11 protein-coding genes and 1 pseudogene are annotated in these 13,594 nt (G+C 70.7%); 8 read left to right on the top strand and 4 right to left on the bottom strand.

Annotation, left to right across the window (positions count from 1 at the left end; translation table 11 throughout):
- Positions 1-25: 25 nt before the first annotated feature.
- Entirely contained in the window at positions 26-2,371 is a 2,346-nt protein-coding gene (locus tag JYA75_RS25900) for a galactose oxidase-like domain-containing protein (protein WP_185713797.1), read from the top strand.
- Positions 2,372-2,412: 41 nt separating this feature from the next.
- Here JYA75_RS25900 and JYA75_RS25895 read toward each other — a convergent pair whose 3' ends face one another.
- Positions 2,413-3,342: a sigma-70 family RNA polymerase sigma factor gene (locus JYA75_RS25895; RefSeq protein WP_065922946.1), complete on the bottom strand. Its 930-nt coding sequence runs from the start codon at positions 3,340-3,342 to the stop codon at positions 2,413-2,415.
- Positions 3,343-3,700: 358 nt separating this feature from the next.
- Here JYA75_RS25895 and JYA75_RS25890 point away from each other — a divergent pair, with 358 nt between their 5' ends.
- The 6 genes and pseudogenes from JYA75_RS25890 (at position 3,701) to JYA75_RS25865 (ending at position 9,471) form a co-directional block, all read left to right on the top strand.
- Positions 3,701-4,789 (top strand): ABC transporter substrate-binding protein, encoded by a 1,089-nt coding sequence (locus JYA75_RS25890; protein ID WP_006931123.1) that lies wholly within the window; start codon positions 3,701-3,703, stop codon positions 4,787-4,789.
- Positions 4,786-5,610, top strand: coding sequence for an ABC transporter ATP-binding protein (locus JYA75_RS25885; RefSeq protein ID WP_006931125.1), 825 nt, complete (start codon positions 4,786-4,788; stop codon positions 5,608-5,610). Before JYA75_RS25890 ends, JYA75_RS25885 begins: the two co-directional genes overlap by 4 nt.
- The gene (locus tag JYA75_RS25880; RefSeq protein ID WP_006931126.1) at positions 5,603-6,475 is read left to right on the top strand and encodes an ABC transporter permease; all 873 of its coding nucleotides are present in this window, start codon (positions 5,603-5,605) and stop codon (positions 6,473-6,475) included. Before JYA75_RS25885 ends, JYA75_RS25880 begins: the two co-directional genes overlap by 8 nt.
- A 33-nt stretch (positions 6,476-6,508) precedes the next feature.
- The gene (locus JYA75_RS25875) at positions 6,509-7,861 is read left to right on the top strand and encodes an LLM class flavin-dependent oxidoreductase (RefSeq protein ID WP_168579260.1); all 1,353 of its coding nucleotides are present in this window, start codon (positions 6,509-6,511) and stop codon (positions 7,859-7,861) included.
- A 148-nt stretch (positions 7,862-8,009) separates the two neighbouring features.
- A pseudogene (locus tag JYA75_RS25870) lies at positions 8,010-8,477 on the top strand (MFS transporter); the annotation flags it as partial.
- Between the two features lie 7 nt (positions 8,478-8,484).
- Positions 8,485-9,471 (top strand): LLM class F420-dependent oxidoreductase, encoded by a 987-nt coding sequence (locus tag JYA75_RS25865; protein WP_006931130.1) that lies wholly within the window; start codon positions 8,485-8,487, stop codon positions 9,469-9,471.
- A 25-nt stretch (positions 9,472-9,496) separates the two neighbouring features.
- Here JYA75_RS25865 and JYA75_RS25860 read toward each other — a convergent pair whose 3' ends face one another.
- From JYA75_RS25860 to JYA75_RS25850, 3 genes are all read right to left on the bottom strand, one after another.
- Positions 9,497-10,060: a GNAT family N-acetyltransferase gene (locus JYA75_RS25860; RefSeq protein WP_006931131.1), complete on the bottom strand. Its 564-nt coding sequence runs from the start codon at positions 10,058-10,060 to the stop codon at positions 9,497-9,499.
- Between the two features lie 2 nt (positions 10,061-10,062).
- Positions 10,063-10,731: a DUF3239 domain-containing protein gene (locus JYA75_RS25855; RefSeq protein WP_006931132.1), complete on the bottom strand. Its 669-nt coding sequence runs from the start codon at positions 10,729-10,731 to the stop codon at positions 10,063-10,065.
- Positions 10,732-10,868: 137 nt separating this feature from the next.
- Entirely contained in the window at positions 10,869-11,153 is a 285-nt protein-coding gene (locus tag JYA75_RS25850; protein WP_206530884.1) for a hypothetical protein, read from the bottom strand.
- Positions 11,154-12,160: 1,007 nt separating this feature from the next.
- Here JYA75_RS25850 and JYA75_RS25845 point away from each other — a divergent pair.
- Positions 12,161-13,561 carry a citrate:proton symporter gene (locus tag JYA75_RS25845; protein ID WP_065922944.1) on the top strand — a complete coding sequence of 467 codons (1,401 nt, stop codon included), beginning with the start codon at positions 12,161-12,163 and terminating at the stop codon, positions 13,559-13,561.
- Positions 13,562-13,594 lie beyond the last annotated feature (33 nt).

Raw genomic sequence — 13,594 nt, 5'->3', positions numbered from 1 at the left:
CCGGACCCGGATACTGGGAGGCGCCATGGCCGGTGGTTTCGTGCCTGTTCCGGACTGGTTCAGCTGGGAGAATCACGACTGCGGCGTCGCCGTCGCCGACATCGACGGTGACGGCGCACCGGACGTCGTCGCTCTCATGATCGACAACCCGCGAGAGCAGAACACCGGCTGGTACCGGGTCGGACACGGGCTGGCCGCCGACGGAACGGTGCGCAACTGGGAGTCCTGGATCCCCGTTCCCGATTGGTGGGGCTGGGAGAACCAGGGCGCCGGTATCGCCGTCGCGGACCTCGGCGGTACCGGCACGCTCGACCTCGTCGTCTTCGTCGTCGACAACCCGCCCGGTCAGAACTCCGGATACTTCCGCATCGGCCGCGACCTGGCCGCCGACGGAACGGTCACGGGAGGGTGGACGCCGTGGATCGCGGTCCCGGACTGGTACGGGTGGGAGAACCAGGGCGCCGACATCGCGATCGCCGACCTCGACGGCCTGCCCACCCTCGTGGTCTTCGTCGTCGACAACCCGCCCGGCCAGAACAGCGGACAGTTCCGGCTGGGCCGGGGGTTGACTCCCGAGGGAACGCTGACCGCCGGCTGGACGCCCTGGGTGCCCGTACCGGACTGGTACGGCTGGGAGAACCAGGGTGCGGGCATCGCCGTCACCGACCTCGACGGCGACGGCCGGCCCGAACTGATCGTGCTCGCCGTCGACAATCCGCCGGGGGAGAACGGTGGTCACTACACGATCGGCTGGGGTCTGGACGGATCCGGTCACGCCCTCGACGGCTGGAGCGTGTGGTCCACCATCCCGGCGTGGGGCTTCTGGGAGAACCAGGGTGCGGCAGCCGCAGTGCTGGATCGCGGCGACGGTTCCCGGCCCGAACTGGTCGTGCTCGCGACGGACAACCCACCGCAGCGCAACACCGGATACCTCCGCGTGGTCGAACTCGTCACGGACGTCGACGAGGCGCCCGACATGGGTCTCTGGCGGCTGCTCGACTTCGGCACCGAGATCAATCCCGTGCACGCGGCGCTGCTGCACACCGGGGACGTGCTCTTCTTCGCAGGCTCCGGGAACGATCCCGACCACCATGCAGCCCATCGATTCCGCACCAGAGTCTGGCACTATCCCGCTCCCGAACTCGACGCTCCGGCCACACCGATCGACCTGTTCTGCGTCGGGCAGGCGTTTCTTCCCGACGGGCGCCTTCTCGCGGCCGGGGGCACCGAACGGTACGACCCGTTCTACGGTCTGAAGGACGCGCTCGTCTTCGATCCGGTCACGGGGGAGTGGTCGGCCACCGCCGACATGACGTACGGGCGGTGGTACCCGACGCTGCTCACCCTCGGCGACGGGAACGTGGTCGCGGTGTCCGGACTCGGCGCCGACAACCATCTTTCGGTCGTCCCCGAGCGGTACACCGCGGCGACCGCGACGTGGTCGGAACTGCCGTCGCCGGGCCCGATCCCGATGTATGCGCACCTGTTCCTGCTCGCGGACGGCCGGATCTTCTATTCCGGAGGTCAATACGGCGGGAACAACGGCATGCGGCCGTCCGTGTGGGATCCCGATACGGGTCACGTCACCGCCGTGGCCGGCCTGGCCGTGCCCGGTTCCCGCAATCAGGCGGCGAGCGTGCTGCTGCCGCCGGCCCAGCAGCAGAGGGTCATGATCCTCGGCGGCGGAGGATTCGACCTGCACAGTCCCGCACCTGCACTCGCCGACACGCGGATCGTCGACCTCACCGACCCGGAGCCCGCCTATCGGCCCGGTCCCCCGATGGCCCATGCCCGCATGCATCTGAGCGCGGTGCTGCTCCCGGACCGCACGGTGCTCGCCACGGGCGGTTCGGCGGTGGAGGAGACGGCGCACGGCGCACCGCCCCATGCGGAGATCTACCGGCCCGCCACCGGCGTGTGGACGCACACCGCGCCCTCTCGGGTGCCCCGGCTCTACCACTCGGTCGCCTTGCTGACCCCCGACGGGAAAGTGGTCACCGCCGGCTCGAATCCGGCCCGCAAGACGGAGGACCTGCGCATCGAGATCTACTGGCCCCCGTATCTGTTCCACGGCGACCGGCCGACCCTCGAGCTGGCCGCCGCCGAGGGCGGATACGGGGGAGCCGTTGCCGCGACCGTGCACCCGCGCGGCGCCGTACAGACCGTCGGCCTCGTCCGTCCGGGCGCCTGCACCCACTCGTGCGACAGCGAGCAACGCCTGGTCGACGTCGCGTTCACCGCCGGGGCGGGTGGATCGGTCACGCTGCATCTGCCCACCGACCCCGACCTCGCGCCGCCGGGGTGGTACCTCGTGTTCGCGGTCGACGAGCACGAGGTGCCGTCGATCGGCCGATGGCTGCACCTGGGGTGAAACCGATCGCACCGTATGGTCGGCGGATTCGGCCCGGTTCGCTACGCTCGGTGGTCGTCCCCGCGGGCGAGCAGGACGCCGCGGAGCTTGTCGGGATTGGCCATGTCGTAGGCCGCCCAGACCCGCCCGTTGCGGACCGTGCAGCCGACGACCCGGCCGGCGAAGGCCCGGTGGGTCTCGTCGCCGGGGCCGCCCCCGCTGACGAACCCGAGTTCGCCGTTGACGAGCGCCGGTGTGCCGGCCAGGAACGCCTCGGCGCCGTAGCGCTGCATCAGGCCCAGGAAGAACCGGGCGAACCGCTCCGCGCCGACGACGACGTTGACGGCCGTGCGGGTCACCCCGTTGGCGTCTCCGATCACCCGGGCATCGGGATCGAGCGCCGCGACCACCGCCGCGAGGTCCCCGGAGGCGAGGGCGGTCATCAGCCGCTGCACCGCCTCGACGTGCTCGGCGGCCGGCACGGGGGGCGGCGCGGCCGCGACGGCCCGCCTACCGCGGGAGGCGAGCTGGCGCGCGGACGCCGGCGTGACGTCGAGAATGCCGGCGATCTCGTCGAACGGCACGGCGAACCCGTCGTGCAGGACGAAGGCGACGCGCTGGGCGGGGGTGAGCGTGTCCAGCACGACCATCGCCGCCATCCTGCTGTCCTCCTGCCGCACCACGGCTTCCAGTGGATCCGGGGCCGGCGATCCGCCGAGCGGGGTGACGATCGGCTCGGGCAGCCACTGGCCGACATAGTTCTCCCGGCGCGCCGTCGCCGACCGCAGCCGGTCGAGGCACAGGCGTCCGACGACGGTGGTCAGCCACGCCCGCAGATCGTCGATCCGGTCGGTGTCGGCGCCGTCGAGGCGCAGCCACGCGTCCTGGACCGCGTCCTCGGCGTCGGCGACGCTGCCCGTCAGCCGGTAGGCGACGGAGAGCAGGTGCGGCCGATGCTGCTCGAAGGCGTCGGCGAGCACGGCGGTGCGCATGGGGCGATCGTACCGACCGACGGCGCGATCGCGACCGGTACGGCACCGGACCGAACATGTCAAGGGATCCGCACACGGATGCGCCGAAGCGTTGACCCGTCGCGGCGGCCCGGGACAGACTTCCGGAGTCCGATCGCCGCAGAAGGAGTCCACCGTGTACGAGTGTCCGGACTGTTGTCGCTGACCCTCCCGGTGTAGCCCGGCGTGCCGGCCCGTCCGGCCGGCCGCCGTCGCGCGATCTTCCGTTGCCGCACCGCGAATCCCGGTGTCGCGTACGCCTTCACTGTCGCCGCGCGCCGCATTTCTCCGTGCCCGCCGTGCCGGGCCTCTTCGTCGAACGTAAGGGACAACTCTCGCGATGTCGTATTCCACGCTGCGCAGCCGACTGGTCCGGTCGGCTGCGGTCGCAGCCACCCTCGTCACCCTCGCCGCGGGGGTCGCGGCCTGCTCCTCGGGGTCGGAGACCACCACCACCGAGGACGGTCGCACCGTCCTGCGCTACCAGGGCTCGGCCGGCCAGGTCACCTATCCCGAACTCGCGGAGAACCTCGGTTACTACGAGAACGTCGCGCTGGACTGGGTGGGCGACACCACCAGCGGTCCGCAGGACATCCAGTCCGCGGCCACCGGCCAGACCGAGTTCGGCGGCGCATTCAACGGCGCCGTCATCAAGCTCGCCGCCGCCAACTCGCCGATCACGTCGGTCATCAGCTACTACGGCTCCGACGAGGAGTCGTTCAACGGCTACTTCGTGCTCGAGGACAGCCCGATCCGCACCGCCCGGGATCTGATCGGCAAGAAGGTGGGGATGAACACGCTCGGTGCCCACCACGAGTTCCTCGTCCGCGAATGGCTCGCCCAGCAGGGACTGACCCCGGACGAGATCAAGCAGGTCGAACTGATCGTGGTGCCCCCGGTGAACACCGAGCAGGCGCTGCGGGAAGGGCAGATCGACGTCGGCACCCTCGGCAGCGTGTTCCGCGAGACCGCGGTCTCGCGCGGCGGGATCCGTCCGCTGTTCACCGACGAGTCCCTGTTCGGGGCGTTCAGCTACGGCACGTACGTCTTCCGAGACGACTTCATCGCCGAGAACCGGGACGCGGTGGCGGATTTCGTGCAGGGCACGGCGCGGGCCATTCGCTGGGCGCAGACCACCCCACGCGACGAGGTCATCGCCGAGTACAAGGAGATCATCAACGGCCGCGGCCGCAACGAGAACACCAACCTCGTCGAGTTCTACAAGAGCCCCGGCGTCGCCGGCCCGGGCGGGACGATCACCGAACAGGAGATCCAGACCTGGCTCGACTGGCTCGCCCGGAACGGCGAACTGCCCGAGGGCACGTTCACCCCGGCCGACATCTACACCAACGAATTCAACCCCTACGCCAACGGCACCTACGAACCGTCGAGCGGTCCGAACGGTGAACCCGTCGAGGAGGCGAAATGACCACCACCCCGAAGCTCCGTCTCGAGCACGTGACCAAGCAGTTCCCGGTCCGCGGTACGGACACCGCGTTCACTGCCCTCGACGATGTCAGCCTCGACCTGGCCGACGGTGAGTTCCTCGTCCTCGTCGGCCCCAGCGGCTGCGGCAAGTCCACGCTGCTCGACCTTCTCGGCGGGCTGAGCAGCCCGACGTCGGGACGGATCCTGCTCGACGGACAGCCGATCTCCGGGCCGGGCCTGGATCGGGGCATCGTCTTCCAGCAGTACGCGCTCCTGCCGTGGCGCACCGCGCGGCACAACATCGAATTCGGCCTCGAGGCGAAGGGCCTGCCCCGGCGTCAGCGCCGCGCGCTGGCCGAGCACTACCTCGAGCTGGTGGGGCTGCGCGGGTTCGGCGATCGCTATCCGCACGAGCTGTCCGGCGGCATGAAACAGCGCGTCGCGATCGCCCGGAGCCTGGCGTTCGACCCCGAGGTGCTCCTCATGGACGAGCCGTTCGCCGCCCTCGACGCGCAGACCCGGGAGTCGTTGCAGGACGAGCTGTTGCGGATCCGACACGAGACCGGCAAGACCATCCTGTTCATCACCCACGGCATCGACGAGGCGATCTACCTCGGACAGCGCGTCGCCGTGCTCACGTCCCGGCCCGGGCGGATCAAGACCGTCGTGGACATCGACATCGATCGCACCGTCGACGACGTCCGGTCCGGCGAGGCGTTCCGACACTATCGACACCGGATCTGGTCATTGCTGCACTCGGAGGTCGAGCGCGCGCAGCACCACGAGTTCGGTGCCGCAACCCAGGAGGTGCAGCATGTCTAGTCCGAGCGCCACGCTGATCGACCCCGTCGAGCTCGACGGGGCCCTCGCGGAGCAGCGACCCGCGCCGGCCGTGCCCGCCCCGGGCGCCGGGACCGGACGCCGGGTCGGTGCCGTCGTATGGCGCGGTGTGAAGCCGGCCCTCGCGATCCTCGCCTTCCTCGCGGTCTGGGAGACCGCGCCCCGGCTCGGGCTCGTCGACGAGGTGTTCCTGCCGCCCTTCACCGTGGTCGCGGAGGCCTTCACCCAGCTGATCGGTAGTGGCCAGCTCGCCGAACACCTCGGCGCCAGCCTGTCCCGGGCCGTCACCGGATTCGTGATCGCAGTGCTCGTCGCGATCCCGCTCGGGGTGGCGATCGGCTGGTACCGGCCGGTGGCCGAGTTCCTCAATCCGATCCTCGAGCTGTTCCGCAACACCGCCGCGCTCGCACTGCTGCCCGTGTTCATCCTGATCCTGGGCATCGGCGAGACCTCGAAGGTGGCGCTGGTGATCTACGCGAGCACCTTCCCGATCCTGCTCAACACCATCTCCGGCGTGCGCACCGTGGATCCGCTGCTGGTCAAATCGGCCCGTTCCCTCGGTCTGCCTTCCTACCGCCTGTTCCAGAAGGTCATCCTGCCGGCTGCCGTGCCGACGATCTTCACCGGCATCCGGATGGCTGCGGCTTCGTCGATCCTCGTGCTCATTGCGGCCGAGATGGTCGGCGCCAAAGCAGGTCTCGGCTATCTCATCACCGCCTCGCAGCTCAACTTCCAGATCCCGAACATGTATGCCGGCATCGTCGCCATCTCCCTCGTCGGTCTGACCTTCAACGGGATCCTCGTCGCAGTCGAGCGCCGACTGTCCCGCTGGCGCGCAGACCAGTAGTCCCTCCGTTCCCACGTACTCGGATAGGTTGTCATGTCCCAGTCTCCGAAGCAGTTCCACCTCAACGCCTTCCTGATGGGGGTCGGCCACCACGAGGCCGCCTGGCGGCACCCGCGCACCGACGAGCGCCGCGTCCTCGACGTCGCACACTTCCAGGAGCTCGCGCAGATCGCCGAACGCGGCAAGCTCGACTCGGTGTTCTTCGCCGACGGCCTCGCGACCGGTCCCCGCGTGGAACACAACATCCAGGCGGTCTTCGAGCCGATCACCCTGCTGTCCGCGATGGCCGTCGTCACCGAGCGGGTGGGCCTGATCGCCACCGCGTCGACCGGCTACAACGAGCCGTTCAACCTCGCCCGCAAGCTCGCCTCGCTCGACCACATCAGCCACGGCCGCGCCGGCTGGAACATCGTGACCTCGGGTGGCGCCGACGAAGCGGCCAACTTCGGCTACGACGAGACACCGGACCACGCCGGCCGTTACGACCGCGCCGCCGAGTTCGTCGACGTCGCCGTCGCCCTGTGGGACAGCTGGGACGACGATGCCGTCGAGCTGGACGTCGACAGCGGCCGCTTCGCCGACCCGGCCAAGGTACACACCATCGACCACGCCGGCGCGCGGTTCACGGTGCGCGGCCCACTGAACTCCCCGCGCTCACCTCAGGGCCGTCCCGTGCTGGTACAGGCCGGATCCTCGGAGAGCGGAAAGGATTTCGCCGCCCTGTACGCCGAGGCGGTCTTCACCGCGCAGCGCACCCTGGCCGAGGGGCAGGCGTTCTACCGCGACCTGAAGGCCCGCGTGGCCGAGGCGGGGCGGGATCCGCACTCCCTGAAGGTGCTCCCCGGGATCGTGCCGTTCATCGGCGACACCGAGGCCGAGGCCAAGGCGCTCGAGCAGGAGTTCACCGACCTGATCTCACCGGCGTACTCGTTGCGCCAGCTCTCCGGGATGGTGGGAGTTGATCTCACCGAGCATGCCCTGGACGCGCCCCTGCCTCCGCTGCCGCCGATCGACCGGATCCAGGGCAACAAGAGCCGCTACGAACTGGTGAAGAACCTCGCCGAGAGCGAGGGCCTGACCGTGCGCCAGCTCATCGGGAAGCTCGGCGGCGGCCGCGGGCACCGCACCTTCGCCGGCACCCCCGAACAGATCGCCGACGAACTGCAGCTGTGGTTCGACAGCGAGGCCGCCGACGGCTTCAACGTCATGCCGCCGTATCTGCCCGGCGGACTCGAGGACTTCACCACCCGCGTGGTGCCGATCCTGCAGGAGCGCGGGCTGTTCCGCACCGAGTACACGGCGACGACGTTGCGCGGCCACTACGGGCTCGACCGCCCGGCCGGTCGCCTCGCGGCCACCGCATACGCGGGTGCCGCGACGGCGTGAGTCCGCCCCTCGAACCGACGTCGCTCGTCCGGTCGGTGTTCGTCCCGTCCGCGATCTTCGGGATCGGGCAGGGTGCCGGGGCCCCGGTGGTTGCGCTTCTCGCGCGCGACCTCGGGGCCCCGGTGTCCGTGGCCGGGTTGATCGTGGCGTCGACCTGCTCTGTTCGTATCCGGTGGGACAGATGATGGACCGCTTCGGCCGCCGCGTCGTGGCGGTGCCGTCGCTGCTCGTGATCGGTGTGGCGTTTCTGGCGCTCCCGATCGCGGACGATCTCGTCTCCCTCGTGGCGGTGGCCGTGCTCCTCGGAATCGGCAACGGCCTGGGCAACGGCGTCAGCATGACGCTCGGGGCCGACACCGCCCCGCCGCGGACGCGTGCGGAGTTTCTCGCGGCCTGGCGACTGATGCACGACAGCGGTATGTTCGCCGGCCCGTTCGCGGTCGGGGCCGTCGCCGCGCTGTCGCTGGCGGCCGGCGCACTGACCGTCGGAGGACTCGCGATGCTCGGTGCCGCCGTCATGTACCGGTACATTCCGCGATACTCGGCTTGGCCGCGTCGCACGCTGCAACCGGCGTCGGCGTCCGAGAAGGCAGCACACACCACGACACCGAGTTAGGACCCACATGCGTTTCGGATTCTTCGTCCCCCAGGGCTGGCGGCTCGACCTCGTCGGCATCGATCCCGCCGAGCAGTGGCGGGTGATGCGCGACCTGGCGCAGCGCGCCGACGCCGGCCCGTGGGAATCGATCTGGGTGTACGACCACTTCCACACCGTGCCTCTGCCCACCGAGGAGGCCACCCACGAGGCCTGGTCGCTGGTGTCGGCATTCGCCGCGGTCACCGAGAACGTGCGCATCGGACAGATGTGCACCGCCATGAGCTACCGCAACCCCGCCTACCTGGCGAAGGTCGCCGCGACCGCGGACATCATCTCCGGCGGCCGCATCGAGATGGGCATCGGCGGCGGATGGTACGAGCACGAGTGGCGCGCGTACGGATACGGCTTCCCGCCCGCCGCCGAGCGGCTGCGCCGGCTCGACGAGGGCGTGCAGATCTTCCGGCAGGCCTGGACCACCGGCACCGCGACCCTGCACGGCAGGCACTACCAGGTGGACGGCGCCGTCGTGCGCCCCCTGCCGCTGCAGGACGGCGGCATCCCGCTGTGGATCGCCGGCGGCGGGGAGAAGGTGACCCTGAAGATCGCGGCCAAGTACGCGCAGTACACCAACTTCGACGGCACCCCGGAGGGCTTCGCCCACAAGTCGGAGATCCTGCGCGGGCACTGCGCCGACGTGGGCACCGACTTCGACGCCATCGTCCGCTCGGCGAACTACAACGTCGCGATCGGCCGGACCGAGGCCGAGGTGCAGGAGCGCCTCGATGCGCTGCGCGCGCGGCTCGAACCGTACGTCGGGCCGGAGAAGGCCGACAGCGCGCTCGACGCGTTCCGGGGGCTGCCCGCCGTCGGCACTCCCGAGCAGATCGTGGAGAACTTCACCGCGCTGAAGAAGCAGGGCATGACCTACGCGATCCTCTATTTCCCCGAGGCCGCGTACGACACCTCGGGCATCGAGTTGTTCGAGAGGGAAGTCCTGCCCGAACTGCGCTGACCGGGGTCGCCGGCGGCCGTGCCGATCACATCGGCCACCCGTCGGCCGGCACGCGTGGGTCGTCGGGCAGCAGACCCGCGACCCACGCGTCGTGCCGCACCCCGCGCTGCAGCACGCCGCGCCGTTGCACCCCCTCGAAGCGGAAGCCGACGCGCCGCGCCACCGCCGCCGACGCGAGATTGGCGGCCAGCGCCCGCCATTCGATACGGCCCAGTTTCAGACCGTCCGCGCGGAAGGCGAAGTCGCACAACACGTTCACCGCGGCCGTCGCGAGCCCGCGGGTGCGTGCGGCCGGAGCGATCCAGTACCCGATCTCCGCGGCCGACGGGTCGCGCGCGATCAGCCCGATCGTGCCCAGCAGCGGGCCGTCGGCGGTGGTCCGCACCGCCCACACCGGACTGTGTCCCTCCCAGCCGGCGGGCACCACGTCGCCGACGAACCGTTGCGCGTCGGCGCGGGTGTAGGGGTCGGGGACCGTCGTCCACCGGACGATCGACCGGTCCCGGCAGGCGGCCGTGATCGCGTCGACGTCGTCCGGGCCCGGCACCGTGAGAACGACGGTGCTTCCGGCGAGGACGACGGGTCGCATGGTCAGCGGAGGTCGGGGGGCAGGTCCTTCGGGTCCAGCACGAGCCGGCGCTCGTCGCTGGCCGCGACCTCGTCCGAGAGGGACAGCTTGCCTTCGACCACCTTCCACTCGGTCTCGTCGATGGCGGCCGCGGCCTCCCGCAGCACCGAGGCGTCGCGGGTGCCCCACGCGATCGGCATCGGGCTGACCATCTGCCACGCGCCGCTCGTGTTGCGGGTGGTGCGGTCCGACAGCACCGCGACGCACGGCACGCGCTCGCCGACCTGCACCCGGTGCCCCGGTACGGCCGTGACGTCCCGGGCGACCAGCGCATAGCGGTGGACGCCGGTCTCCGGCTTGGCGATGTCGACGAGCGCGAGCAGCGTCATCCCGCGCGGCCGGAGCTCGGAGACCACGGCCGGCACCAGGGGACTGTCCCGGTACAGGTGCTGGATCGTGCCCACCTTGCGCGGCGCCCATACCGCAACCCACGCAGCGGTGAGTGCGGCGACGATCACCACCGCCGCGACGACGAAGGACCACGCCTGGCCGATCAGGAGCAGCCACACCGCGGCCGCCGCGAACAGCACCGCCAGCACGATCCCCGAGACCCGCAGCCGCCGCACCTCGGCGACGGTCTGATTGACGGCCTTGGCGTGGGGCAGGTCCACGGGGAAGTCGAAACGGCGCACGCCGTCAGCTTATGCGACCGGCTGGTCGGCGGTGGAGCCCTGTAGGGGTGGCCGCAGCGGTGGTGAGGGGGGCGTTGCTGTGGAGCCCTCTCGCGCGATGGCGCAGGATCCACCCCTTCGACACGAGGACCTTCGGATCACTGCGTAGCGGCCCGTACCGCCGCGATCACCCCGGCGACGAGCAGGGCCAGCAGGGCGACCACGAGCAGGACCGGAGCCAGCAGCGCCACCAGGACGACGGCGAGAGCAAGGAGGATCTTGGCCTTGATGCTCAGTCCGGACAGCAGGCCCTTGAACGCTGCCCACACGACGTTCTTGCCGGTCAGGAAGGCCCGGATCCCCTCCAGGACGGCACTTTTGATCGGGTGGCCCTCGGTGACGGAGTCGGTGAGCTGATCCGTCCACCCGGGGATCTTGCGCATCACCGCGGCTCCTTGCCTCCGCGCCGCGCGCGCAAGTCGGCGAACGCGGATCTTCAGCCACTCGACGAGGGCCGCGAAGGGTCCGGGCTTGCGGCTCGGAAGAGGCTCGCCGCGACCGGTGGGTCCGGGGCGTTGCGAGGTCGAGGCCGGCCGGCGGGGCGTGCGCTCCGGCGACGAGGGCCGGGATGCCGACGAGGGCCGGGATGTCGTGGAGGTGCGGGACTGCTCGCGGGGCCGCTGCCGTGCCTCCCCCGCGGCGGCGGTCCGCGTCCGCGGACGGGCCGGGCGCGTGGCGGCTTCCTGCCCCGGGCGGCGGGGGGTCTCCGACGTCGATCGGCGGGGGGCCGTTGCCCGTTCGGTGCGCGGCTTCGACGCCGTCCGCCGCGGTGCCGCCGTGGTGGTCGATTTCGTGGCGGCCTCCTGCCCCGGGCGGCGCCGGGGGGCATCCGACGTCGATCGGCGGGGTGTCTCCGGCGCCGATCGGCGGGGGGCCGTTGCCCGTTCGGTGCGCGGCTTCGACGCCGTCCGCCGCGGTGCCGCCGTGGTCGATTCCGTGGTGGCCTTCGTGGCGGCCGACTTCGCGGCGGTCGGTTTCGTGGCGGACGAGCGTCTGCGGGGCGCTCGTTCCCGGCCGGCGGTGGCCGACGCCGTCGGCCTTTTCGCCGTCCCGGACGACGGGGCCGCACGACGCGGCCGCTCGGTCGTCCTGGTCGAGCTGCCCCGGTCCGCGGCCTTGGTAGCCGTTCGGCCCGGGCTGCCGGATGCGGTCCGGCCACCCTTGTCGCCCCGTGCGCCCATGCGGAAGGCGTACCCCTCATGCGGTCCCGGTAAACCCGCCGACCGGGGCGAATGCACTCGAGCAGAATGCGCACAACGGCGCTATCGCACGCAACGGTGACCACCCGCAGTGGCCTGCCCCACACTTCCGTGTAGCAGAGATCACACCGGGCGACGACCCGGATTCTCGAACCTCCTCCGCACCGTCCACCGACGAAAGCGAGCAGATCGTGCTTGTCTTCCTCGGCTTCCTCATGGTCGCCGTCTTCATGTATCTGATCCTGTCCAAGAGGGCCACTCCCGTCGTCGGGCTGATCCTCGTTCCGGTCGCCTTCGGCCTGTTCGCCGGTGCGGGCGCCGATCTCGGCGACATGATCGTCGACGGGGTCACCGACCTCGCCCCGACGGCCGCGCTGCTGTTCTTCGCGATCATCTTCTTCGGGATCATGATCGACGTGGGGCTGTTCGACCCCCTGGTGCGGCTCGTCCTGCGGCTCGTCCGGGACGACCCGGCGCGGCTCGTCGTGGGGACGGCAGTGCTGGCGATGGTCGTCTCCCTCGACGGCGACGGCTCGACCACCTTCATCATCACCACGTCCGCGATGCTGCCGCTGTACCTGAAGCTGCGGGTGAGCCCGGTGGTGCTGACGGTTGTCGCGGGCCTGTCGAACGCGACGATGAACATCATCCCGTGGGGCGGCCCGACGGTCCGCGCCGCCAGCGCGCTCGGCCTGTCCCCGTCGGATGTGTTCGTCCCGATGATCCCGTCGCTGCTCGTCGGCCTGGTCGTCGTGCTCGGGTTCGCGCTGCACCTCGGTGTCATGGAGCGCCGGCGCCTCGGCAAGCTGGTGTGGACCGCTGAGCCGGTCCTGGCCGGCGCCGGCCGCGGCGGCTCCACGGGAGCGGGTCGTTCGGGTTCGCGTGGCGCCGGCAGCGGATCCGGCCCGGACGCGCCCGGCGACGACGAGACCGGCGGTTTCGTCGCAGGTCTCGACCCGACCCGCGCGACCCTGCGACCGAGGCTGCTGCCGTTCAACGCGCTGCTCACCGTCGCCCTGCTCGTCGTCCTCGGGCTCGACATCCTGCCCATCCCCGTCCTGTTCATGATCGCCGCAGGTCTGGCGCTGGCCGTGAACTTCCCGCGCGTGTCGGAGCAGTCCGAGGCGATCGTCCGGCACTCGTCGAGCATCGTGTCGGTCGTGGCCATGGTGTTCGCGGCCGCCGTCCTGACCGGTGTGTTCCAGGGCACCGGCATGGTCGAGGAGATGGCGCAGTGGCTGACCGGCGCGATCCCGGACGCGCTCGGCCCCTACCTGGCGGTGATCACGGGCGTGCTCAGCATCCCGTTCACCTTCTTCATGACCAACGACGCGTTCTACTTCGGCGTGCTGCCGGTCCTGGCCGAGACGGCCGCCCAGTACGGGATCGAACCGGTCGAGATGGCCCGCGCCTCGATCACCGGCCAGCCCGTGCACATGCAGAGCCCGCTGGTGCCCGCGATCCTGCTGCTCGTCACCCTCGCCGGCGTCCAGCTCGCCGACCACCACCGCAAGGTGCTGTGGCGTGCGACGCTCGTGTCGCTCACCATGCTGGCCGTCGGCATCCTCCTGGGCCAGATCCCGCTCGGCTGAGCTCCGCACCGACGTACCGTCGCGAGAAACGGA

It is taken from the genome of Rhodococcus sp. PSBB066 (genome assembly GCF_017068255.1).
Lineage (GTDB): Bacteria > Actinomycetota > Actinomycetes > Mycobacteriales > Mycobacteriaceae > Rhodococcus > Rhodococcus aetherivorans.
This window is presented reverse-complemented; position numbering and strand designations above follow the sequence as displayed.

What these genes read in the sequence shown, in the direction of transcription:
- JYA75_RS25900 (WP_185713797.1), top strand. Translation starts at nt 26, where the DNA reads ATGGCCGGTGGTTTCGTGCCTGTTCCGGACTGGTTCAGCTGGGAGAAT.
- JYA75_RS25895 (WP_065922946.1), bottom strand. Translation starts at nt 3,342, where the DNA reads ATGCGCACCGCCGTGCTCGCCGACGCCTTCGAGCAGCATCGGCCGCAC.
- JYA75_RS25890 (WP_006931123.1), top strand. Translation starts at nt 3,701, where the DNA reads ATGTCGTATTCCACGCTGCGCAGCCGACTGGTCCGGTCGGCTGCGGTC.
- JYA75_RS25885 (WP_006931125.1), top strand. Translation starts at nt 4,786, where the DNA reads ATGACCACCACCCCGAAGCTCCGTCTCGAGCACGTGACCAAGCAGTTC.
- JYA75_RS25880 (WP_006931126.1), top strand. Translation starts at nt 5,603, where the DNA reads ATGTCTAGTCCGAGCGCCACGCTGATCGACCCCGTCGAGCTCGACGGG.
- JYA75_RS25875 (WP_168579260.1), top strand. Translation starts at nt 6,509, where the DNA reads ATGTCCCAGTCTCCGAAGCAGTTCCACCTCAACGCCTTCCTGATGGGG.
- JYA75_RS25865 (WP_006931130.1), top strand. Translation starts at nt 8,485, where the DNA reads ATGCGTTTCGGATTCTTCGTCCCCCAGGGCTGGCGGCTCGACCTCGTC.
- JYA75_RS25860 (WP_006931131.1), bottom strand. Translation starts at nt 10,060, where the DNA reads ATGCGACCCGTCGTCCTCGCCGGAAGCACCGTCGTTCTCACGGTGCCG.
- JYA75_RS25850 (WP_206530884.1), bottom strand. Translation starts at nt 11,153, where the DNA reads ATGCGCAAGATCCCCGGGTGGACGGATCAGCTCACCGACTCCGTCACC.